This window comes from Rhodoferax sp. ZS1R25, from assembly GCF_056521335.1.
Map to the genome: position 1 here is coordinate 337,704 of NZ_JBWMAZ010000001.1, position 22,451 is coordinate 360,154.

Sequence of the window (22,451 nt, forward strand, 5' to 3'; positions counted from 1 at the left end):
GCTTGCGCAATGTTGACGGGGGCTAGAGGCCTGTTTGGCTTGCGAATGCCTACATGGCCTGGATACGGTCCACCATCTCCTGCGCGAAGGTCACGAAGGCTTGCGCGCCCTTGGAGTTGGGGTCAAACACCACGCCGGGCACGCCGTAGCTCGGCGCTTCGGCCAGGCGCACATTGCGCGGAATCACGGTGTTGAACACCTTGTCGCCAAAGTGCGCTTTGAGTTGGTCGCTAACGTTCTGCTGCAGCGTAATGCGCGGATCGAACATGACGCGCAGCAAGCCGATGATTTGCAGATCGTCGTTGAGGTTGGCCTTGACCTGCTTGATGGTGTTGACCAGATCGGTCAGCCCTTCCAGCGCAAAGTATTCGCACTGCATGGGCACGATGACGCCGTGCGCGCAGCACAGGCCGTTCAGCGTCAGCATGCTCAAGCTTGGCGGGCAGTCGATCAGCACAAAGTCGTACTCGGCATCGACCACGGCCAGCGCCTGCTTGAGGCGTTTTTCGCGGCGCTCCACTTCCACCAGCTCCACCTCGGCGCCGGCCAGTTCGCGGTTGGCGCCCAAGATGTCGTAGCCACAGCCGCCTTCGATGAGCTTCTCGCTCGTGGTGCGCGCCTCAGCCACCGAGGCCGATTCGAGCAGCACGTCGTAAATGGTCAGCTCCAGCTTGCGCTTGTCCACACCCGAACCCATGGTGGCATTGCCCTGCGGGTCCAGGTCAATCATCAGCACGTGCTGCCCCACCTTGGCCAGGCCCGCCGCCAGGTTGACGGTGGTGGTGGTCTTGCCAACGCCACCCTTTTGGTTGGCAACGCAGAAAATTTTGGCCATAGAGCGCTTTACGTGAAGAGACTAGAAAACCGGTATGAGGAGAGGCAACGCTCAGCGCGACTGCAGGGCCAGCTTGATGCCGAAGCCGACCAGGAACAGGCCCGCGACTTTTTCCAGCACACGGCCGATCTTGGGGTTGGCGCGCATGCGCTCGGCCAGAAAGTGCGTAAGCAACGTGGCGCCCAGGCCGTACAAAAATGTGAGGAAGGCAATGGTGGTGGCCATGAAGCCGTAGGTCACCAGCCCCTGCTGGCTAGCCCGGTCCACAAACAGCGGGAAGAAGGCCATGTAAAACAAGATGGCCTTGGGGTTGAGCAGGGTGATGAGCAGCGCCTGGCGCAGGTAGTGGCCGGCCTTGATGTTGAGCACGGGTGCGGCACCGGGTTTGGCGGTCAGCATCTTGAAGCCCAGCCAGGCCAGGTATACGGCACCGGCCCACTGCACGGCATGGAAGGCATCAGGGTACGCTGCCAGCAGCGCGGCCACACCGGCCACCGCCGACCACATGAGCACTTGGTCACCCAGGATGACGCCCAGCGTAGCGGCCAGTCCACCCGCAATGCCGCCCTTGCTCGTGGACGTCACCAACGCCAGATTGCCCGGGCCGGGAATGGCCAGAAACACGATGATGGTGATGACAAAAGTGCCGTAATCGGTGACGCCGAGCATGGTGGTTTTCTTTCAGGGGAAGGGTTGAGTTTACGTTGGAAATTCTGGTGCAGCTTTTCGACGTTCTTGCCTGTTGTTCTGGGCTCGCTGCGCGCCAGGGGTACACCCCACCGTTCGTGTCCCCCGGGCCTTCGGCCCTCCTCCTTGACCTCACTTTGGGGTGCACCCCTGCCACTCAGCTACGAACAAAAAATGGGTTTTCCACCGTGGGCACACCACCCTTGCCGTTGGCTGGGTAGGGGTTGGCGTTTTGCGTAGGTAAAGGAGGAGGCCGAAGGCCGGGGGACACGAAGCAAAACGCCAACCCCTACCCGGCCTCACACAAAGCGGAACGCGAGGGACTTAAACCGCCTTCTTCCGCATCCAAATAATGCACCGCTCCGCATCCAACCCCGGCACCACCAGTTGTTCCACGTGAAACACTTCAACGGACGAGGGCAACGCAGCCATCTCCTCCGCCGGGTGTTTGCCCTTCATCCCCATCCACACACCCTGCCCCGCGAGCGCCTTTTCCGACCAAGTGGTGAAGTCCACCAACGACGCAAAGGCCCGTGAACTCACCACGTCATACGGCTCGGTCAAACTTTCCACCCGCGCATGGATGCCCCGCAGATTCGGCAGCTTCAACGTCACGGCCACCTGCTGGATAAAGGCGGCCTTCTTGGCCACCGTGTCCACACAGTGCACGGTGATGTGCGGGCAACAAATGGCAATCACGATGCCGGGCAACCCGGCGCCTGAACCTACATCGAGCAAACGCGGCTTCTCGCCCACTACGCTCTGCCCCATCAGCGCAGCCAACTGCTTTTGCAAAGGCACGATGACCGCCAGACTGTCCAGCAGGTGGTGGGTCAGCATCTCGTCGGGGTCGCGCACCGCGGTCAGGTTGTAGACCTTGGTCCACTTCTGGATCATGGTCAGGTAGTCCAGCAGTGCAGTGATCTGCGCGTCATCCAGCGACAGGCCCAGGGTCGGCAACGCTTGGGCCAACACCTCGCGGTGGTTCAGGTTAGGGGCAGGCAACGGACACCTCGTTCTGCAGTTTGACGTATTCCATCTTTTCCTTGTCAGTCATTTTGGACAGCCGGGCCTTGGCATCGTCGCGCACCTGGCGCAGCACGCGGCAGCTGGCGGCATCGGGTTTGCCAGTGGGGCGGGCCTGCCCGGAGGCACGCCAGGCTTTTTCCACTTGGTCGCCACAGCGCCCTTCGAAGTCGGACACTGCCCGCTTGATCTCTTCCAGCCCGGCCTCGGAGCGCAAGAGCTGGGAGGCCTTGTCGCCCAGCGCCTGGCATTCAGGGCTCAGCCCTGCCTGCACTTGCTGGCGCTTGGCTTGCTCCTGGGCCGTCGCCGGCTCCATGGGTGGCGTTGGCTTGGTGGCGGATTTGGTAATGCCCGGCACCGACGAACTCGTCTGGTCGGCGGCGCAGGCGTGGTCGCTGAACACCACCTTGCCATCGGCGCCCTTGCACTTGAAGACCTCGGCCTGCGCCGATGTGCCGAGCACCACCAGCCCCACAGCCACCATGAATGCGTGCGAAAGTTGCATTGAATTCAGTTCCAGCAGTTGGCGGATTGGCCGGGCGAGTTCACCCAGTAGCGGCCATTGCCACCGATACCCGAGCCCAAGCGGCCCTGCAAACCCCAGACGTCGCCGCGGGCTTCGTGGTCATAGTTCTGGTCGTCCATGTAGTTGCCACCATCGGCGAAGGTGGCCATGCGCCAGCCGGAGCCCAGCTCGCGCTCGCACATCACATTGGCTTTCATCTCGGAATCCACGGTCGCACCCATCACCGCCTGGGTGGCGGCCAGCTCGCCGCGCGTCCAGCCGTGGCCGCTCAAACCACCGGGTCGGGGCAGGTCGCCCTTCTTGATGCACAGCAGGGGCAGCACGATGCGGCAGCTGGTGTCGCCCACCGTGGGGTTGCAGCCGCCTTTGTAGGGGCGGTCCAACGTGGAGTCGCCGGCGTCACATTCCAGGCTGGCCACGTCCTTGGGGTCCTTGTCTTCCAGCGCGGCCAGGCCAAAGGTCATGCCGTAGCCGATGGGTTTGTTGCCCGCGGGCTCCGAGGTACTGGCTGCGGGTGTCAGCGGCACACCCGAGGGAGCCACCGCCACGGGCGGCGTCTTGGGCGATGTGCACTTCTTCAACGCCAGGGGAATGACCAAGATCCCGATCAAGGTCAGCACCAGAACAATCGCACGCGGCATGCACAGCCCTCCCCGGCCCGTTGGAAAAAGGGGCTAGTTTACGCTGCCACTTTTTCGGCAAAGCCGCGGAAGTTGCCCTTCTTCAGGTGGATCAGCAGCAGCGAGATGGTGGCCGGCGTAATGCCCGACAGGCGCGAGGCCTGACCCAGGGTTTCGGGCCGGTACTTGTTCAGACGCTGGCGAGCCTCGATGCTCAGGGCACCGACCTGCATGTAGTCCAGCTCGGCCGGCAGGCGCAGGTTCTCGTAGTGGGCAGCGCGCTCCACTTCGTCCTTCTGGCGGTCGATGTAGCCAGAGTACTTGGCGGCAATCTCCACCTGCTCCACCACCGCGGCCACAAAAGCGTCTTGCGCTGCCGCTTCCACGCTAAGTGGCGCATCCGTGGTTTCACGTGAAACAGGTGGCGCCAGATCGCGGTTGGCGTACTTGCCATGGTCCAGCGACATCAGCGCGGCGTAGGCGATGTTGGGTCGGCGCAGCAAGTCGGCCAGGTTGTATTCGTGCTCGATGGACTTTCCCAGCACGCGCTCGGATTCTTCGGCCGGCAGATTGCGGGGATTCACCCAAATGGCCTTGAGGCGTTCTGTTTCACGTGAAACAGCGTCGCGCTTGCGGCTGAACGCATCCCAGCGCGCATCGTCCACCAGACCCAGCTGGCGGCCGACTTCGGTCAGGCGGTCGTCGGCATTGTCTTCACGCAGCTGCAGGCGGAACTCGGCCCGGCTGGTGAACATGCGGTAGGGCTCGGTCACGCCCTTGGTGATCAGGTCGTCCACCAGCACGCCCAGGTAGGCCTGGTCGCGGCCGGGCAACCAGCTGTCGCCCGCAAAGCTGATGGCGCCCGCCGCACTGGCGGCGGCATTGCCGCCGCCCAGGCTGCGCACCTGCAGCGCGGCGTTGATGCCGGCGAACATGCCTTGGGCCGCCGCCTCTTCGTAACCGGTGGTGCCATTGATCTGGCCGGCAAAGAACAGGCCGGCAATCTGGCGCGTCTCGAAACTGCTCTTCAGGCTGCGCGGGTCAAAGTAGTCGTACTCGATGGCGTAGCCCGGGCGCAGGATGTGGGCGTTCTCCAGCCCGGCCATGCTGCGCACCAGTTCGTACTGGATATCAAACGGCAGGCTGGTGCTGATGCCGTTGGGGTAGTACTCGTGCGTGGTCAGGCCTTCGGGTTCCAGAAAGATCTGGTGGCTGTCTTTGTCGGCAAAGCGGTTGATCTTGTCTTCCACGCTGGGGCAATAGCGTGGGCCCACGCCCTCGATCTTGCCGGTGAACATGGGGCTGCGGTCAAAGCCGGAGCGGATGATGTCGTGCGTGCGCTCGTTGGTGTGGGTGATCCAGCACGGCACTTGCCGCGGGTGCATGGCCACATTGCCCATGAAGCTGGCCACCGGCATCACATCGCTCATGCCACCGGGCACGCCGTCGCCGGGCTGGATGATGCACTTGCTGAAGTCGATGCTGCGGCCATCCAGACGCGGTGGGGTACCCGTCTTCAGCCGCCCCTGCGGCAGCTTGAGTTCTTTCAGGCGGGCGGATAGGGATACGGCGGGCGGATCCCCTGCCCGGCCGGCGGCATAGTTATTCAGGCCCACGTGGATCTTGCCGTCCAGGAAGGTCCCCGCCGTCAGCACCACGGTCTTGGCGCGGAACTGGATGCCCACCTGCGTCACAGCGCCGACCACGCGGTCACCCTCGATCATCAAGTCGTCCACGGCCTGCTGGAACAGCCACAGGTTGGGTTGGTTCTCCAGCATGCGACGAATGGCGGCTTTGTAGAGCACGCGGTCGGCCTGGGCGCGGGTGGCACGCACAGCTGGGCCCTTGCTGCTGTTGAGAATGCGAAACTGGATGCCCGACTCGTCCGTGGCCAGCGCCATCGCGCCACCCATGGCGTCTACCTCTTTGACCAGGTGGCCCTTGCCAATGCCGCCGATGCTGGGGTTGCAACTCATCTGGCCCAGGGTTTCGATGTTGTGGGAGAGCAGCAGCGTCTTGCTGCCCATGCGGGCGGCAGCAAGCGCAGCCTCGGTGCCGGCATGGCCGCCGCCAACGACGATGACATCGAAATCTTGTGGGTACAACATGGTGTTCTATTCGGGCGCGCCAAAGACAGGGAGGGTGCGCGCCAAGTGAGGGGGAAGGGTAGGATTTTAACGGGTGCCTGATTTTTTGGCACGTCGGCTTTTTTTGGCCTGCGCTACTTCTGGATCAAGCGGGGCGGGTACTCTGCGCCGTTCGTGTCCCCCGGGCCGTGAGGGCCCTCCTCCTTGACCTCACTTTGCAGAGCACCCACCCCACTTGATCCCCACAACCGTGTTCGCTCTCGAACGCCGGAGTGCGCTCGCTTCCAGCGGCGGGGGTGGGGTATGCGTTTTGCGTAGGTCAAGGAGGAGCCCGCGCAGCGGGCGGGGGACACGGAGCAAAACGCATACCCCACCCCCACCGCGGGCGAACAAAAAATCCCTGACTTAGCGACAATCCAAACCATGACCAAACTCCTGATCTTCGCGGGCAGCACCCGCCAACACTCCTTCAACCGCCGCCTGGCCCATGTGGCCGCAGCCCTGGCCCGCGAGGCCGGCGCCGAGGTTACCCACCTCGAGCTCAGCGACTTCGACATTCCGCTCTACAACGCCGACCTGGAGGGCCAGGGCACACCGCCCGATGTGATTCGCCTCAAGGAAATCATGCATGCGCACCCGGCCTGGATCATCGTCTCGCCCGAGTACAACGGTGGCTACACCGCCCTGCTGAAGAACACGCTGGACTGGGCCAGCAGTCCCGTCAAAGGCCACCCGGTCTGGGCCGATGCCGAGAAACCGTTTGCCGACAAGGTGGTGGGCCTGCTGAGCGCATCGCCCGGCGCACTCGGCGGCTTGCGTTCGCTGAGCCATTTGCAACCGCTGCTGCTCGCCCTGCACTGCTGGCTCGCGCCCAAACAGTTTGCGTTGGGTTCAGCCGGCAAGGCGTTTGATGAACAAGGCCAGCTGATCGAAGAACGCCAGCGCCGCGGCGTGCAGACCGTGGTGGACCAAGTGTTGTGGGCGGCACCCCGTTTGAGCACGGCTTAAGTGCCAAACAGGGCTCTAGCCCGCATCAACATTGCGCTAGCAGCTCCTATATTAATAGCAAAGGCGCTGCGCTGCTAGAGTCCCTGTCCACACAGGTCAGGTCAGCGCCGCCTCCCGCAACAGGGCCTCGGGCGACAAGATGTCGATGTGCCCATAGCCCAGCGCCAGCACGCCTTCGCTCACCAGAAACTTGAGCTCCTTGGCCAGCGTCTGGCGCGTCACGCCCAGCATCATGGCCAGCGCCTCGTGCGACACAGTGATCACGGTCCGCGCCTGCGGTGCCATGGTGGTGTCGCCCCGCGCCAGCGCCAGCAGACGGCGCGCCACGCGGGCACGGGTGGAGCGCAGCATGGCGTCTTCCACCAAGCCATACAGCGCACGCACCCGGGTGCACAACAGCGCGCCGATGCCCTGGGCAAAGCCCGCGCGTTGCAGCAGGGTCTGGAAGTCGCCGGGCAGGATGACCGCCACCACACCCTCGTGCAGCGCGGTGACATCGTGGGGCCGGGGCAGGCCGTCCAAGAGCGTGGTCTCGCCAAACCAGTTGCCCTCTTCCATGATGGACAGAATGCCCTCGCGGCCATCCTCGCCCAGGCTGGACACCTTGAAAGCGCCCTCCACCACGCCGTAGAAACCGCCGGTCATTTCGCCCTTGTGGTACAGCACATCACCGGCACGCACCGGCACCAGCGCCGCGGCCGACAGCATGGCCTTGCGGTCGGCCAGCGGCAAGCTGCCAAACCACGCATTCAGCGAGAGCTTGTGCAGCAGCTCGGCTTTTGAGAACCCCATCCATTTCCCCCCGGTGATTACCCTTGATTGTCAATTTTTTAACAGTTTAGAGCTTGGCGTCCGGTTAACGTGGCCAAGTCCCTACAAATATCTGGAGATATCCATATGGCTATTTCGTCCGTGCAATCGCAAGTCAGCCCCGAAGAATGGAAGCTGCGCGTGGACCTGGCCGCCTGCTACCGGTTGGTAGCGCTGTATGGCTGGAGCGATCTGGTCTTCACCCACATCAGCGCGCGCATTCCGGGGCCCGAGCACCACTTCCTCATCAACCCCTATGGGCTGATGTTTGACGAAATCACTGCCAGCAGTCTGGTCAAAGTGGACCAGCAGTGCAATAAGCTGATCGACTCGCCCTACCCCGTGAACCCGGCCGGCTTTGTGATCCACAGCGCCGTGCACGAGGTGCGCGAAGACGCGGGCTGCGTGATGCACACCCACACCCGCGCGGGCGTGGCCGTCAGCGCGCAAAAGGCCGGCATCCTCCCCTTAAGCCAGCAGTCCACCTTTGTGCTGGCCTCGCTGGCGTACCACGACTACGAAGGCGTGGCCTTCCGCGACGACGAGAAGCCCCGGCTGCAGGCCGACCTCGGCCAGGCCAACTTTCTGGTGCTGCGCAACCACGGCCTGCTGACCGTAGGCAAGACCATTGCCGATGCGTTCTTGAGCATGTACACGCTGGAGGCCACCTGCCAGATCCAGATCGGCGCGCAGGCCGGTGGCGAGCTCACCCACGTGAACCCGCAGATTGTGAAAGGCGTGGCCGAGGCCATGCGCGTGCAAACCGGCGGACTGGGTGGTGCCTTTGTCTGGCCCGCACTCATCCGCAAACTCAACCGCACCGACCCCAGTTACCAAGATTGACCCCCATGCCCTTGCAAGAATTTGATTACATCGTCGTTGGCGGCGGTTCCGCCGGTTGTGTGGTGGCCAGCCGCCTGAGCGAAGACCCGGCCGTGTCGGTCTGCCTGATCGAAGCCGGTGGCCCCGACAGCAGCGCCTTCATCCACGCGCCGCTGGGCTTTGCGGCCACGGCCCGCGTGGGCGTGTTCAACTGGAACTACGAGAGCGTGCCCCAGCCCGGCCTGGGCGGGCGACGCGGTTTTGCGCCGCGCGGCAAGGTCATGGGCGGCAGCAGCTCGCTCAACGCCATGGTCTACACGCGCGGCAACCCCTACGACTACGACCGCTGGGCCGCCCAGGGCAACCCCGGCTGGAGCTATGCCGACGTGCTGCCGCTGTTCAAGCAGTCCGAGAACAACCAGTGCCACGGTGAGAACGCCTACCGCGGCGTGGGCGGCCCGCTCAACGTGAGCTACCTGCGCAGCCCCAGCAAGCTCAACGACGCGTTTTTGCAGGCCTGCGAGACCCAGGGCCTGCCCCGCACGCCCGACTACAACGGCGCCCACCAGCTGGGCTGTGCGCCCGCCCAGGTCACCCAGAAAGACGGCGAACGCTGGAGCGCCGCACGCGCCTACATCACGCCCCACCTGGGCCGGCCCAACCTCACCGTCCTCACCCACGCGCACACCAACAAGGTGCTGTTTGAAGGCAGCGGTGACAGCCAGCGCGCCGTGGGCGTGCAGGTCCAGCACAAAGGCCAGGTGCAAGAAGTCCGCGCCCGGCGCGAGGTGGTGCTGTCCGGCGGCGCTTTCGGTTCGCCCCAGCTGCTCATGCTGTCGGGCGTGGGCCCAGCCGCGCACCTGCGCGAGCACGGCATCCCCGTGCGCCACGCCCTGCCCGGCGTGGGCCAGAACCTGCAGGACCACGTAACCACCGTGCTGATCTACCGCACCCAGCATGTTGATGCCGCGCTGGGCCTGTCCGCCAAGGGCGCCTGGGCGGTGGCAAAGTCAGTGCTCGAATGGCGCAAGCAGCGCACCGGCTGGGTCACCACCAACGTGGCCGAGTCCCAAGCGTTCTTGAAAACCTCACCCGAGGCCGACGCGCCGGACATCCAGCTCGCGCTGTGCACCGGCATCGTGGACGACCACACCCGCAAGACCCACCTGGGCCATGGCTACACCCTGCACGTGACGCTGATGCGCCCCAAGAGCCGCGGCAGTGTGACGCTGCAAAGCGCCAAGCCCACCGACGCGCCCCGCATCGACCCCGCCTACCTGAGCGACCCCGAAGACATGGCCACGCTGGTCAAGGGCACGCAGATGGGCTTTGACATCATGCAGGCCCAGCCGCTGGACGCCTACCGCGGCAAGATGCTCTACCCCATAGACCGGAACAACACGGCGCAGATCGAGCAGTTCCTGCGCGACCACTCGGATACAGAATACCACCCCAGCGGCACCTGCAAGATGGGCCCGGCCAACGACCCCATGGCCGTGGTCGACCCCGAGCTGCGCGTGCACGGCGTGCGCGGCCTGCGTGTGGTGGACGCGTCCATCATGCCGCACCTGGTCACCGGCAACACCAACGCCCCCACCATCATGATTGCGGAAAAGGCCGCGCTGTTGATACGCGCCGCGGCGTGACAGGTTTCGCCTTGACGCTATAAAAAACAGGAGCCGTTAGCGCAGCTTCTACGAGGGCTAGGGGCTAAATTGACACATAAACCCTGATCACCACATACACAACCAAGATGATGGTGAAAACGACGCTCAGGCCACCTGAATCAAGCACTTTCCCTTTCACCCGTATCGGTCGCAGCAAGTGCACCATGAGGAAGACGAGAAGCAGAAATGCCGCACCGATATCGTGGAACACTAGTTCAAACATGCGATTGAGGTGTGATTGTTCATTCAGTCACCAGTAAAACCCATCCACCTGGCCATGCCTGGCGCATCAATGTCGCACTCGATCTAGAGAGGCAGCGCGGCTGAAGTTGAGAAAAATCGCCTTTGTCTCTTCGGTGTTCCGTATTGGCGACGACTTCTTGGCCTTTGACGAAGACCAGTAAATTGATTCCATCGTTCTTGTAGATGGAACTGTGCCTTTCCACATTCCATTTGAAACCGAGCGTTCTTTCCGCTCCTTCGTTTGATACGTATGGACCCAAAACACAAACTCGCTCCCAGGAGTCCGGGCCGAGCTTGGCCAGATCTATGGGTGCGGAACTGCTGGCCTCAAATTGCCTAGTCAATTGATCACTGATGCCGGGATCGGAACGCGTGCAAGCGGTCATCAAGAGGACGACCCAGCTCAACAAAATCAGTAATTTCATAGTTTCAATAAAGAAATGGCCACAGTCGTCATCTCAGATTAGTTCAAAAATTACTATAAAAACAGGAGCTGCTTGCGCAATGAATACGGGGGCTAGAGTGCCTTTTGGCGTAGTGCCAGCAACGCACCCAGCCACAGGGCACCGGCCGAGAACACCAGCCCCCGTGCCAACCCGCCCGGACCATCGGCAATCCAGCCCACCACCGTAGGGCCGATGATCTGGCCCGCGGCAAACACTGTGGTGAAGGCGCTGATGCCCGCGGCCCAGGCGGCGGGTGGCAGGTTGTGCCGCACCAGCGCCGTAGTGGACGCCACCACCGACAAAAACACCCCGCCAAACAACAGGCCCGAGGCCAGCACCAGCGGCCACCACTGGGTGAGCGCCGGCAGCACCGTGGCCACACCGACCAGGGCATTCAGCGTGGCCAGCGGGCGGCCGGTCTTGTACCGGTCCAGCAGGCCAGCCCAGATGCGGCTGGACGCCAGCACCGCCACACCCAACAGCGCATAGAACACGGTCACCGCCAGGGCAGTGCTGCCCTGCGCACGCAGCAGCGCCACTACAAAGGTCATGTAGCCGATGTAACCCACGCCAAACAGCGTGTAGCCGGCCAGCCCGTAGCCGAACTGCCGCCAGCGGAAATGCCCCTGCACACCGCCGGTGGCCGTGGGCAGATCCCAGCGCGCCATCACCCGTGCGGGCCACACCAGCACCGCACTGGCCGCCATGCAAGCCAGCGCTAACATCCACCAGGCCCAGCGCCAGCCATGGGTTTGCATGTGTATGGCCTCCAGCACCCAAGGCACCAGCAGCGCCGAGGCCACAATGCCCAGCCCCGTACCACCGTAGTACAGGCCAAGCAACAACCCGCTGTGGCGGGGGTAGCGCGCACCCAACCGGGCTGCCAACAAGCCGCCAGCGATGAACACCAGCGCACTCGCGATGCCGGCCAACAGGCGTTGCAGCAGCAAGGGTTGTGCTTCGGTAAAGAACCCGCTGAGCCCCATGAAGACGCTGGCCAGCACCGCCCCGCCCCACAGCAGGGTGGACGGGCCCAGGCGCCGCATCAACCACGGCGTGGCCAGCGCGCCCACAAAGTAGCCCAGGGCATTGGCGGTGTTCATGGCGCCGGCCAACGTGTAGCTCCAGCCCAGGTCGGTGCGCATGGCCGGCAGCAGCAGGCCGTAGGCAAAGCGGGTGATGCCCAGGGAGATGGCGGCCCCCATCGACAGGGCCAGGGCGAGCGCCCAGGCCTGCCGGTCCTCAGACCAGCGCACTGCTCTGCAGACGGAACTGGCGCACCACCTCGGCCAGCCGCCCTGCCTGCTCGCGCAGGGACTCGGCGGCTGCGGCGGACTCTTCCACCAGCGCAGCGTTTTGCTGCGTCGCCTGATCAATGCTGCCCACCGACTGGTTCACCTGCGCAATGCCAGTGGACTGCTCGGTCGCCGCAGCAGTGATTTCGCCAATGATGGCGCCCACGCGCTGCACGCCGTCCACCATCTCCTGCATGGCGGCACCGGCCTCTTCCACCAGCTTCACGCCACCGTCCACCGCGGTCACACTGGTGCTCACCAGCACCTTGATCTCCTGCGCCGCGTCGGCCGAGCGCTTGGCCAGGCTGCGCACCTCAGAGGCCACCACGGCAAAGCCGCGGCCCTGCTCGCCCGCGCGGGCGGCTTCGACTGCCGCGTTCAGCGCCAGGATGTTGGTCTGGAAGGCAATCGCGTCGATCAGGCCAATGATGTCGTTGATCTTGCGGCTGGACGCGGCGATCTCATGCATGCTGCCCACCGCCTGCGTCACGACCTTGCCACCGCGGGCCGCCAGGGTGGAGGCGGAATCGGACAACTGGCGCGCGGTTTGCGCCGCGCTGGCGGTTTGCTGCACATTGGTGGTCAGGTCCGACAGCGAGGCCACCGTCTCCTGCACGCTGCTGGCGGACTGCTCGGTGCGGTGCGACAGATCCTGGTTGCCCGAGGCAATCTCCTGGCTGGCCAGGGCCACGCTTTCGCTGGCCTCGCGCACCTGCGCCACCAACGCGCCCAGGCCCTCTTGCATGGATTTTTGCGCGCGCTGCAGGTCGGCCACCTCGTCCTTGCCCACCACGTCTACGTGTTGCGACAGGTCACCCCCGGCAATCGCCTGGGCCAGCTGGCGCGCCTGCTCCAGCGGGCGGCAGATAGACAGCATGTTCAGGATGGTGAGCGGCACCACCACCACCACGGCACCCGCCAGGGCCGCGATGAACAGCCACTTGATGGTCTTGCCCACGTTCTGCTGCTTGCGGATGGCCTCGTTCGCTTCGTTCTGCAGCAGCTCTTCCAGCTCGCGCGTTTGCAGCTGCACCTTTTCCACCTCGGCCAGCGCCTTCTGGCTCATGCGGTTGGCGGTGGTGGCAGACTCGTAGCCGCTGGTCTTGAGCTGGTTGGTCACCGGCTCAAACATCTTGGTATAGGTCTTCAGGTTGGCCTGCATGCCGCGGATCACCGGATTGTCGGCATCCTCCAGCAGGTGGCCCGTGATGTCGTCCACCGTGGTCAGGTTGGTCTTCCAGCGCGCGTAGGCCTTCTCCACCTCGGCCGGACGCTCGTACTCGATGATCATGTCCTTCTCGGCCTGGCGCACCGAGCTGATGGCGGCCTGCAGGCGGCCCAGGTGCTGCACCCGCGCGAAGGAGTTGTCCAGAAAGGCATCGCTCTCGGCCTGGATCTGCGCCATGCCCCACAGCCCCCCGGCCCCCACCACGGCCAGCAGCGCCAGCACCATGGCAATGGCGCCCAACATGCGCAGCCGTATTGTGAAAAGCCGCATCAGGGACATGGTGGTCATGCTTGTCTTCCTTTTTTGTTGCAGTCTAAGAGCTTGCCCGCACCGCGGCAAGCTTACAGCTGCCGACACACCGCCCGCATAGAATTTCGTTCCAAACCCATCCTGCCCCGCCCCACCATGCGCCACTATCCCGTTCTCCTGTCCTTGGCACTGCTGCTCTGCACCGCGTTAGGCCACGCCCAGGGCGTCTACAAATGGGTGGATGCCGAAGGCAAGACCCACTACGGCTCGCAGCCCCCCGCGACCGACAAAGGCGCCGAAGCCCTGAAGCTGCGCAGCAACAGCGGCTTTGGTGGCGACAACAACGGCAAAGCCGGTGGCACCCCCGAGTACAACGCCGACGGCACCAAGAAGATTCCCAAAGACGTGCAGGACTTTGCCAAGGGCATGGAAAAAGCGCTGAAAACCAAGGACAGCAAAGAGGTGCCGCTGGACTGCATGAGCGCGGTGAAGAATGCGCAAGACCAAGCGGATACAGCCTTGGAAGTGAGCGCCAAGAACCTGAAAGACGGCTACATCACCCAGGCCGATTACGACAACAACGCTGCCAACCTGCGCCGCGCCAAGGCCCAGACGACCTTGGCCCACTGCCAGTTCTCCAGCGGCAAGGACCGCAGCTTCTACCAGTGCATGTCCAACGGCAACAACCACTTCTCGGCCTGCACCAAGTAAGCAGGCTCTGCGCGCGCTAGGCCGGTGCGCGGGGTGCCAGCACCATGACCGCCATGCCAGCCAGCGCCAGGCCGGCCCCCACCCAATCCCACAGCTGCGGGCGCACCCCGTCCACCAGCCACAGCCAGGCCAGCGCGGTCACCACGTACACGCCGCCATAAGCCGCATACACCCGCCCGCTGGCCGCCGGGTGCAGCGTCAGCAACCAGACAAACAGGGCCAGTGACAAAGCCGCCGGCAGCAGCACCCACACCGGCGCGCGCTGTTGCAGCCACAACCAAGGCAGGTAGCAGCCCACGATCTCGGCCACCGCGGTGAGCACAAACAGGCCGGTGATGACGAGCAGCGGACGCATGGGATCTCCTTTGAAACGAGGGGATTATTGACCTTGGAGTGCACTCCAGGGCCTAGCGTAGGGGCTTGTTTCATTCACGAAAGTTGTCCCATGGCACGTTTTTTCATCTCCCCCCGCGTTTTGGCCTGGTTCACAGGGGCTGCCTGTGTGGCCTGCTGCACGCTGCCCATGCTGGCGCTGGCATTGGGTTCCACGGCGCTGACCGGTTTGGCCTTCTTTCTGGAGCCCCTGGCGACCGCACTGGCCATCGCCACCGCGGCCTTGCTAGCCTGGCGATGGTGGATCAAGCGCCAGGCACCGGCCTGCAACCTGGACTGCAAGGGCCGAGACGCCCCGTAATCATTTGCGCTAAGCGGCGCAAGCTAGGCTGCCCGGCACGCAGCTGGGCATACCGTCCACCACGGCGCAATCACCATCGCAAGCGCGCTGCACCGCCAGCAAGGCCTGGTGCTGTGCTTTCAACTGCGCCATCTGGGTTTCGACCTGCAGCACCTTTTGCGCCAGGCGCGCCGGCAGCGCGGCGCACGATGGCGCGTTGTCTGCACCGACCAACAGATTGGCAATGTCCTGCAAGGTGAAGCCCACGTCCTTGAGTTGCTGAATGTGCGCCAGACGCTGCAGGCTGCTGGCGCCATAGACGCGGTAGTCGCTGCCCGCCTCACGGTGGCTGGCCTGCAGCAGGCCGCGCTTTTCGTAGAAGCGGATGGTGTCCCGCGACACACCGCTGCGTTCCGACAACTCACCGATCCACATGGCAGGGCTCCGGTTGGGGGTTTCTGTTTGCTCTCAATTTAGGAGCTAGTTGCGCATATTTTGCGGGGGCTAGAAGCCCATTTGACCATTAATCCGGCTTCCAGCGCTTGAGCAGCAGCGCATTGGTCATCACACTCACTGAACTCAGCGCCATGGCCGCGCCGGCCACCATGGGGCTCAGGTAGCCCAGCGCGGCCAGCGGAATACCGGCCGCGTTGTAGGCAAAGGCCCAGAACAGGTTTTGCCGGATCTTGGCTACCGTGCGGCGGCTGATGTCCAGCGCGCCGGCTACTAAGAGCGGGTCGCCGCGCATCAGCGTGATGCCAGCCGCGTGCATGGCCACATCGGTGCCCCCGCCATTGGGGTTGGCCATGGCCATGCCGACATCGGCAGCGGCCAAAGCGGGCGCGTCGTTCACGCCATCGCCGACCATGGCCACCACTTTGCCGCCAGCTTTCAGCTCCGCCACCTTCGCGGCCTTGTCACCTGGCAACACTTCGGCCAATACGTCTTTGGCGTCCAGCCCCAGGCGTTTGGCCATGGCTTCGGCCGCCCCCCGGTTGTCACCGGAAATCATCACGGTCTGGATGCCGCGGGCCTTCAAGGTGGCTAGCGCTTCTTTGGCACCGGGCTTGGGTTCATCGGCAAAGGCCAGCAGCGCAAGCAGTGTCACACCGCTCCCGGTTTGCTCGGCCATGGCGGACACGGTCGCACCTTCCGCCTGCAGTTGTGTGGCCTGTTTCGTCACCGCCTCCAGCGCCACGCCCAGCTCGGCCATCCAGCGCAGGCTGCCCAGCAAAAGCGTGCGCCCCGCTACCGCGCCCTGGGTGCCACGGCCAGGCACGGCTTGTACATCGGTGGGGGCTTGCACGTCCACCGTCTTGGCTTTGGCAGCCGTCACCACGGCATGGGCCAGCGGATGTTCACTGCCGCTCTGCAGGCTGGCGGCCAAGCGCAAGGCTTCGTCTTCCGGCAAGCCCACGGGAAGAAGCGCGGTCAGGCGTGGCTGGCCCACGGTCAGCGTGCCGGTCTTGTCAAAGGCCACCACGTTCACGGTGTGCGCCACCTCCAGCGCCTGTGCGTCCTTGATCAGGATGCCGAACTTCGCCGCCACGCCCGTGCCCGCCATGATGGCCGCCGGTGTGGCCAATCCCAGCGCGCAGGGGCAGGCAATCACCAGCACCGCAACCGCGTGGATCAGCGCCACTTCAAAGCTGTGGCCCGTGAACCACCAGGCCAGCAGCGTCCCCAGCGCAATCACCAACACCACGGGCACAAACACCGCACTCACCTGGTCCACCAGCCGCTGGATCGGCGCTTTGGCCGCCTGGGCGTCTTCCACCAAGCGGATGATGTGGGACAGCACCGTGTCCACCCCCACCGCGCGCACCTGCAGCACCACGCGGCCCTCGCCGTTGATGCTGCCGCCGGTGAGCTTGGCGCCCACCTCTTTGGTCACAGGCAGGGGTTCGCCGGTCAGCATGGATTCGTCCACCTGTGTGCGGCCTTCCAACAGCGTGCCGTCCACGGGGAAACGTTCGCCCGGTTTCACCACAATCTTGTCGCCCACCAGCACCTCGGCCACGGGCACATCCACTTCGCCCTCGCGCCCCAGCAAATGCGCCGTGTCAGGCCGCAGGCTGTGCAGTGCGCGGATGGCAGCCGTGGTCTGTCGCTTGGTGCGTGCCTCCAGCCACTTGCCCAGCAGCACCAGCGTCACCACCACGGCGCTGCTCTCAAAGTACAGGTGCGGCGCCATCGCGGACCCGCCGTGCGCCGAATGGTCCGGCGCCGTGAGCCATAACCACATCGACAGTGCCCAGCCCGCAGAGGTGCCCAACGCCACCAGCAAATCCATATTGCCGGTGCGCGCCAAGAGCGCATGCCACCCGGCCTTGTAGAAGCGTGCGCCCAAGATGAACTGCACCGGTGTAGCCAGCAAAAACTGCCACAGCGCGGGCAGCATCCAGTCCTTGCCAAACAAGTCCCCCACCATGGGCAGCACCAGTGGCGCACACAGAGCCAGGCCTATGCCCACCGGCCCAAAGCCTGCCCACGTTGAGACGTCCACCGCGTCAATCGCAGCGCTGGGTGCCAGCGGTTCGTAGCCCGCATCGCGCACCGCTCGGCGCAGGCGGGCTTCCATGGTGGGGTCGCTCACCTGCACACGCGCCGACTCGGTCGCCAGGTTCACCGTGGCGCTCTCCACGCCAGGCACCTTCTTCAGGGCCTTTTCCACGCGCATCACACACGATGCGCAGGTCATGCCGCCAATGCCGATATCGATGCTTGAGGAAGTTGGGGTTTCGGTAGTCATGGCAGAAGCTTAGGCCTTGCCATGGGGGGAAGGTCAAGCTAAAGGGTTATTGCAGACTTTGCCAGCGCGCGACCTCTGAGCGCCAGGGCCAGCGCGGCCACCACCAACGCGGCTGCCACGGCAAAGGTGGTCTGCAAGCCGGTGGCTACGTCTGCGGGGGGCGCCGTACCCACATCCACCGCCGACACGGCCCAGGCAAACACTGCGCCCATCAGCGATGCCCCCGTCACCAGCCCCAGGTTGCGCGACAGGTTCAACATGCCGGAAGTCACACCGCGCTGGTCCGCGCGAATGTCTTGCATCGCCGCGGTGTTGTTGGCCGCCTGGAACAGTTGGTAGCCCGGGGTCAGCACCGCAATGGCCACGATGTAACCCGCCACGCCGAACACAGCCGGCAACACTGACAGCCCCACGGCGCCCACACCCATGGCAGTCAGCCCCGCCACCACCATGCGTGTAGCACCCCAGCGGTCCACCATGCGGCCAGCAAACACACCGCTGAATGCAGAGACCGCCGGGCCCACCGCCATCACGCCGCCCACCCAGGCCGCATCCAGCCCCAGCCCACGTGCCAGGTAAAACGGCCCCACCACCAGCGTCGCCATCATCACCGTAGACACCAGCGCGTTCATGGCCAGGCCCGCGCTCAGGCCAGCGTCGCGGAACATGGCCAGGTGCACCAGGGGCGCCGCGGCGCGGGCCTCGGTGAGCACAAACAAGCCCACCCCTAACACCGCAGCAGCCAGCAGCGCCATATTCAACAGGCCGAAGTGGCCACGCCCCAGGGTCATCGCCAGCGCATACGCCCCCAGTGTCCAAGCCAGCAGCAACGTGCCCGCATAGTCAAAACGCATCGCCGTATGCTGTGCCGCCTTTCGGTCTGCAGGCAAGCAACGGTAAGCCAGCAACACGGCCAGGAGGCCCAGCGGCAGGTTCACCAGAAACAGCGCACGCCAGCCCAGCGTGGCCAGCAGCACACCGCCCAGTGAGGGTCCCAGCGCCGTGCCCACGGCCGACATGGTGCCCAGCAAGCCCATGGCGCTGCCTGTGCGCGCCTTGGGAACAATCTCACCGACAAACGCCATGGTGATGGCCATCATCACCGCGGCCCCCAGGCCCTGCAGTGCGCGGGCCGCGATCAACAACGGCAGCGTGGGCGCCAGCCCGCACAGACCGGATGCCACCGTGAACAACGCAATGCCACCCAGCAGCAGACGCCTGCGCCCCACCAAATCGCCCAACCGCCCCACGCTAACGATAAGCGTGGTGATGGCCAGCAGGTAGGCCAGCACCACCCACTGCACCTGCTGGAACGATGCGCCAAAGGCCTGCGCCAGCGTGGGCAGGCCCACATTGGCAATGCTGGTGCCCAGCGAGGACAGCAGCAGCGACAGCGACAAACTGGCCAAGGCCCAACGGGCGGCAGCGGGAAGGGGAGCGGGTGAGGTTTGCATGCCTGCAGCGTAGGTTTTTCACCGGCATGGCGGAAGACGCAGCGTTTGCACTGTATTCATGCGCTAGGCGCCATGTCACAGCCATTTGCGCTATGGTGGGGCCATGTCCACCCCCGACTTCAACCTGCTGGTCACGCTGGATGTGCTGCTGCAAGAGGGCAGCGTGGCCGGCGCCGCGCGGCGGCTGCGCCTGAGCCCCTCGGCCATGAGCCGAGCGCTGGCCCGCCTGCGCGAGACCACGGGCGACCCGCTGCTGGTGCGGGCCGGGCGCGGCCTGGTGCCGACACCGCGCGCGCTGGAGCTGCGCGAGCGGGTCAGCCAGCTGGTCCAAGACGCCGAGGCTGCCCTGCGCCCCACCGAACACATCGACCTGCTGCAGCTGGTGCGCACCTTCACGCTGCGCACCAGCGAAGGCTTTGTAGAGAACTTTGGCCCCGCGCTCATTGCCCGCGTGGCCACCGAGGCGCCCGGCGTGCGCCTGCGCTTTGTGCAAAAGCCCGACAAAGACAGCGGCCCGCTGCGCGACGGCACGGTAGACCTGGAAACCGGTGTGGTGGAAAACAGCATGGGGCCCGAGCTGCGCGCCCAGGCCCTGTTCCGCGACAGCCACATTGGCGTGGTGCGCGCCGGCCACCCGCTCAGCGTTGGCGAGGTCACCCCTGCACGTTACGCGGCGGGGCAGCATGTCAACGTTTCGCGCCGCGGGCTGGACAAAGGCCAGCTGGATGAGGCGCTGCAGGCCCTGGGGCTGGAGCGGCAGGTGCGCACCATCGTCGATGGCTTTTCCGTCGCCGTGGCGCTGGCCCGCGCGTCCGACCTGATTGCCAGCGTGCCCGAGCGCCACACGGGCGTGCTGCGCGCCGGCATGCACAGCTTTGCGCTGCCCTTTGCCGCGCCCGAATTCACCGTGTCCCTACTCTGGCACCCGCGCCAGCATGCCGACCCGGCGCACCGCTGGTTGCGCGGGTGCGTGCGGGAGATTTGTGAATAAGCCAAACTCGGGCATGGACACGCATTTCTTCGACATTTCGGTAGCCGTCAGCCACAGCCTGAAAATCGTGCGCATTCGCAACCCCAACATCGTCTGGGTGCGCGCGGGTGCCAAAAGCATCTTCACACCCCAGCGGGCGGAGGGCCTGCTGCAGGTGCAAGCGGGCGGGCTGTGCCTGCTGTCGGCCGGCCACCAGTGGGATGTGTCCAACCACATCGGCCCCAGCGGGCGCTACACCGCCAGCGTGTGGTCCATCCCTGATGTGGTGGCGGATGCCTTTGCCAACCAGTACCCCGCGCTGGCCAGCCAGCCGCCGCTGAACGGCTTTGCCACCGCCACCGCGCCCGACGACTGGGCACAGACTTGGGAACGCGCCCAACGGGCCGCGGCCCAGGGCCTCACTGCCAGTGCGGTGCACCGCGGTGTAGAGCTGCTGCTGACCCTGGCCGAACGGCGCCTGGTGTTTCCCAGCCGCGTGCCCCTGTCGTGGACCGATCGGGTCACCAACCTGATCGCCCAGCGCCCGCATGCCGACTGGTCGGTAGACGCGCTGGCCCAGCACTTTCTGCTCAGCGGCAGCACCCTGCGCCAACGGCTGCAGGACGAAAACAGCAACGTCACCGCCTGCCTGCGCGAGGTGCGCCTGGAGCTGGGCCTGAGCCTGCTGCAGTCCACCGACATCCCGGTGGGCCAGATCTCGCAACGCTGCGGCTACGAGTCGCACAGCCGGTTCACCGCCGCGTTTCGCAACCGCTTTGGCCTGAGCCCGTCATCCGTCCGCACCGCAGACACTGCCCTGGCACGCCCCAAAAAAAGCGCTTTGGCACAAGAAACCAGCGTTAGCGGCTAACGCCCTCCCTGCTTGCGGCCGAACAATGGACTTCGCGCAATGAGCGCAGTCTTTTGGAAGGAAAGCAGTTATGACATTCGCAGTACGCAAATCCATCGCCACCCTGGGCGCAGCCGCCCTGGTGGCCGGCAGCCTGGCACTCGCCACCGGCGCCGCCTGGGCCCAAACCAAGCCCTTCACCCTCAGCAGCCCGGACTTGGCCTCGGGTTCGTTTGACAACCAGTTCGTGCTCAACGGCTTTGGCTGCACGGGCGGCAATGTGTCGCCCGCCCTGCAGTGGGACAACCTGCCCGCCGGCACCAAGAAGCTGGCCCTCAGCGTGTACGACCCCGACGCCCCCACCGGCAGCGGCTTCTGGCACTGGACGGTCTACAACATCCCCGCCAGCGCCAACGGCCTGGCACGCGGCGCGGGCAATGCCGCAGCCACCCTGCCCGCCCCGGCGTTTGGCGGCAGCACCGACTTCCACGACACCGGCGCCACAGGCGGCAATGGCAACTACGGCGGCCCTTGCCCACCCGTGGGCGACAAGCCGCACCGCTACATCTTCACGGTGTTTGCCTACGATGTGGACGACCTGCAGGCCGCTGGCGGCATCCCCAAGACTGGTACCGCGGGCCTGCACGGCTTCATCCTGAACAAGGGTCTGGGCGCGCACCTGCTGGGCAAGGCCAGCTTCACGGCCACTTACGGTCGCTGACCCAAGCGATGGCAGGGTCAAGCTCCTGCGCTTGACCTTCCCACCGTAGCAAGGTTCACAATTCCTGCATTCACTGAACACAGGAGTTGTGATGCACCAAACCTTCACCGTCACCGGCATGACCTGCGGCCACTGCGAGAAAGCCGTCACCCGCGCGATTCAAGACGCCGACCCGCAAGCCCAGGTCACCATCGACCGCACGCAGAACAAGGTGGACGTGGAATCCACCCAGCCGCGCGAGACCTTGGCCCACGCCATTGCCGAAGAAGGTTATGCCGTTGCAGCCTAAGCCCGCGGCGATGTCCGGCGAGCCGGTCAATATTGGCGAGGCGGCGCGCCAGAGCGGTGTCTCGGCCAAGATGCTGCGCCACTACGAATCGCTGGGCCTGCTGGGTACGGTGAACCGCACCGAAAGCGGCTACCGCCTCTACAGCTCGGCCGATGTGCACACGCTGCGCTTCATCAAGCGCTGCCGCGACCTGGGCTTCTCCATGGCGGAGATTGCCGAGCTGGTCGGCCTGTGGCAAAACCGCCGCCGTACCAGCAGCAGCGTGAAGACCATTGCGCAAAAGCACATGGCAGAACTGACCCAGCGCATCGAAGCCATGCAAAGCATGCAACGCACACTGAGCGGCCTGGTGGACTGCTGCCATGGCGACGAGCGGCCTGACTGTCCCATCCTGGATGACCTGGCGGGCACCCAGGCAGCCGCTACGTAATTGATAGCTGCTTGCGCATAATCCACGGGGGCTAGAGGCCATTTTTGCGCCA

The 22,451-nt window shown here is 64.8% G+C and carries 24 protein-coding genes; 10 read left to right on the forward strand and 14 right to left on the reverse strand.

Annotation, left to right across the window (positions count from 1 at the left end; genetic code table 11):
- Positions 1-49 precede the first annotated feature (49 nt).
- The 6 genes from AC097R_RS01550 to mnmG form a co-directional block, all read right to left on the reverse strand.
- Positions 50-835 (reverse strand): ParA family protein, encoded by a 786-nt coding sequence (locus AC097R_RS01550; RefSeq protein WP_479595842.1) that lies wholly within the window; start codon positions 833-835, stop codon positions 50-52.
- 51 nt (positions 836-886) lie between these two features.
- Positions 887-1,504, reverse strand: a complete 618-nt coding sequence (locus tag AC097R_RS01555) for a LysE family transporter (protein WP_479595843.1) — start codon at positions 1,502-1,504, stop codon at positions 887-889.
- A 342-nt stretch (positions 1,505-1,846) separates the two neighbouring features.
- A complete protein-coding gene (rsmG, locus tag AC097R_RS01560) occupies positions 1,847-2,527 on the reverse strand; it encodes a 16S rRNA (guanine(527)-N(7))-methyltransferase RsmG (protein ID WP_479595844.1) in 681 nt (226 codons plus the stop codon).
- Positions 2,514-3,053 (reverse strand): DUF4124 domain-containing protein, encoded by a 540-nt coding sequence (locus AC097R_RS01565; protein ID WP_479595845.1) that lies wholly within the window; start codon positions 3,051-3,053, stop codon positions 2,514-2,516. The genes rsmG and AC097R_RS01565 overlap by 14 nt, the downstream gene beginning before the upstream one ends.
- A 5-nt stretch (positions 3,054-3,058) precedes the next feature.
- Positions 3,059-3,715: a hypothetical protein gene (locus tag AC097R_RS01570; RefSeq protein WP_479595846.1), complete on the reverse strand. Its 657-nt coding sequence runs from the start codon at positions 3,713-3,715 to the stop codon at positions 3,059-3,061.
- 38 nt (positions 3,716-3,753) lie between these two features.
- A complete protein-coding gene (gene mnmG / locus AC097R_RS01575) occupies positions 3,754-5,802 on the reverse strand; it encodes a tRNA uridine-5-carboxymethylaminomethyl(34) synthesis enzyme MnmG (RefSeq protein ID WP_479595847.1) in 2,049 nt (682 codons plus the stop codon).
- Positions 5,803-6,204: 402 nt separating this feature from the next.
- On the opposite strand from mnmG, the gene AC097R_RS01580 reads away from it, so the two are divergent.
- Complete coding sequence (locus tag AC097R_RS01580; protein ID WP_479595848.1) at positions 6,205-6,789, forward strand: NADPH-dependent FMN reductase; 585 nt, start codon at positions 6,205-6,207, stop codon at positions 6,787-6,789.
- Between the two features lie 96 nt (positions 6,790-6,885).
- On the opposite strand, the gene AC097R_RS01585 is transcribed toward AC097R_RS01580, so the two are convergent.
- Positions 6,886-7,581: a Crp/Fnr family transcriptional regulator gene (locus AC097R_RS01585; RefSeq protein ID WP_479595849.1), complete on the reverse strand. Its 696-nt coding sequence runs from the start codon at positions 7,579-7,581 to the stop codon at positions 6,886-6,888.
- A gap of 105 nt (positions 7,582-7,686) precedes the next feature.
- On the opposite strand from AC097R_RS01585, the gene AC097R_RS01590 reads away from it, so the two are divergent.
- Both AC097R_RS01590 and AC097R_RS01595 read left to right on the forward strand, forming a co-directional pair.
- Positions 7,687-8,442 carry a class II aldolase/adducin family protein gene (locus AC097R_RS01590; RefSeq protein WP_479595850.1) on the forward strand — a complete coding sequence of 252 codons (756 nt, stop codon included), beginning with the start codon at positions 7,687-7,689 and terminating at the stop codon, positions 8,440-8,442.
- Positions 8,443-8,447: 5 nt separating this feature from the next.
- Positions 8,448-10,067, forward strand: coding sequence for a GMC family oxidoreductase (locus AC097R_RS01595; protein ID WP_479595851.1), 1,620 nt, complete (start codon positions 8,448-8,450; stop codon positions 10,065-10,067).
- Between the two features lie 263 nt (positions 10,068-10,330).
- Here the strand turns inward: AC097R_RS01595 and AC097R_RS01600 are convergent, their stop codons facing one another.
- From AC097R_RS01600 to AC097R_RS01610, 3 genes are all read right to left on the reverse strand, one after another.
- On the reverse strand, positions 10,331-10,756 hold the full coding sequence (locus AC097R_RS01600) for a hypothetical protein (RefSeq protein ID WP_479595852.1): 426 nt from the start codon (positions 10,754-10,756) through the stop codon (positions 10,331-10,333).
- 92 nt (positions 10,757-10,848) lie between these two features.
- Entirely contained in the window at positions 10,849-11,982 is a 1,134-nt protein-coding gene (locus tag AC097R_RS01605) for a YbfB/YjiJ family MFS transporter (protein ID WP_479598079.1), read from the reverse strand.
- 37 nt (positions 11,983-12,019) lie between these two features.
- Complete coding sequence (locus tag AC097R_RS01610) at positions 12,020-13,588, reverse strand: methyl-accepting chemotaxis protein (protein ID WP_479595853.1); 1,569 nt, start codon at positions 13,586-13,588, stop codon at positions 12,020-12,022.
- A 117-nt stretch (positions 13,589-13,705) separates the two neighbouring features.
- Here AC097R_RS01610 and AC097R_RS01615 point away from each other — a divergent pair, with 117 nt between their 5' ends.
- A complete protein-coding gene (locus AC097R_RS01615; protein WP_479595854.1) occupies positions 13,706-14,260 on the forward strand; it encodes a DUF4124 domain-containing protein in 555 nt (184 codons plus the stop codon).
- Positions 14,261-14,276: 16 nt separating this feature from the next.
- On the opposite strand, the gene AC097R_RS01620 is transcribed toward AC097R_RS01615, so the two are convergent.
- Positions 14,277-14,615, reverse strand: coding sequence for a YnfA family protein (locus AC097R_RS01620; RefSeq protein ID WP_479595855.1), 339 nt, complete (start codon positions 14,613-14,615; stop codon positions 14,277-14,279).
- A gap of 90 nt (positions 14,616-14,705) precedes the next feature.
- Between AC097R_RS01620 and AC097R_RS01625 the strand changes: the two genes are divergently transcribed.
- The gene (locus AC097R_RS01625; RefSeq protein ID WP_479595856.1) at positions 14,706-14,954 is read left to right on the forward strand and encodes a hypothetical protein; all 249 of its coding nucleotides are present in this window, start codon (positions 14,706-14,708) and stop codon (positions 14,952-14,954) included.
- 9 nt (positions 14,955-14,963) lie between these two features.
- Here the strand turns inward: AC097R_RS01625 and AC097R_RS01630 are convergent, their stop codons facing one another.
- The 3 genes from AC097R_RS01630 to AC097R_RS01640 all read right to left on the reverse strand — a co-directional run bounded on the left by AC097R_RS01630 (position 14,964) and on the right by AC097R_RS01640 (position 19,139).
- Positions 14,964-15,368: a MerR family transcriptional regulator gene (locus tag AC097R_RS01630; RefSeq protein ID WP_479595857.1), complete on the reverse strand. Its 405-nt coding sequence runs from the start codon at positions 15,366-15,368 to the stop codon at positions 14,964-14,966.
- Positions 15,369-15,456: 88 nt separating this feature from the next.
- Positions 15,457-17,685 (reverse strand): heavy metal translocating P-type ATPase, encoded by a 2,229-nt coding sequence (locus AC097R_RS01635; protein WP_479595858.1) that lies wholly within the window; start codon positions 17,683-17,685, stop codon positions 15,457-15,459.
- Between the two features lie 38 nt (positions 17,686-17,723).
- Positions 17,724-19,139 (reverse strand): MFS transporter, encoded by a 1,416-nt coding sequence (locus tag AC097R_RS01640; RefSeq protein WP_479595859.1) that lies wholly within the window; start codon positions 19,137-19,139, stop codon positions 17,724-17,726.
- 103 nt (positions 19,140-19,242) lie between these two features.
- Here AC097R_RS01640 and AC097R_RS01645 point away from each other — a divergent pair, with 103 nt between their 5' ends.
- From AC097R_RS01645 to cueR, 5 genes are all read left to right on the forward strand, one after another.
- Positions 19,243-20,130, forward strand: a complete 888-nt coding sequence (locus AC097R_RS01645; protein ID WP_479595860.1) for a LysR family transcriptional regulator — start codon at positions 19,243-19,245, stop codon at positions 20,128-20,130.
- Positions 20,123-20,980 carry a helix-turn-helix transcriptional regulator gene (locus AC097R_RS01650; protein WP_479595861.1) on the forward strand — a complete coding sequence of 286 codons (858 nt, stop codon included), beginning with the start codon at positions 20,123-20,125 and terminating at the stop codon, positions 20,978-20,980. Before AC097R_RS01645 ends, AC097R_RS01650 begins: the two co-directional genes overlap by 8 nt.
- A gap of 70 nt (positions 20,981-21,050) precedes the next feature.
- Entirely contained in the window at positions 21,051-21,680 is a 630-nt protein-coding gene (locus AC097R_RS01655) for a YbhB/YbcL family Raf kinase inhibitor-like protein (RefSeq protein WP_479595862.1), read from the forward strand.
- Positions 21,681-21,771: 91 nt separating this feature from the next.
- Positions 21,772-21,969 (forward strand): heavy-metal-associated domain-containing protein, encoded by a 198-nt coding sequence (locus AC097R_RS01660; RefSeq protein ID WP_479595863.1) that lies wholly within the window; start codon positions 21,772-21,774, stop codon positions 21,967-21,969.
- Positions 21,953-22,399, forward strand: coding sequence for a Cu(I)-responsive transcriptional regulator (gene cueR / locus AC097R_RS01665; RefSeq protein ID WP_479595864.1), 447 nt, complete (start codon positions 21,953-21,955; stop codon positions 22,397-22,399). The genes AC097R_RS01660 and cueR overlap by 17 nt, the downstream gene beginning before the upstream one ends.
- The last annotated feature ends 52 nt before the right edge of the window (positions 22,400-22,451 follow it).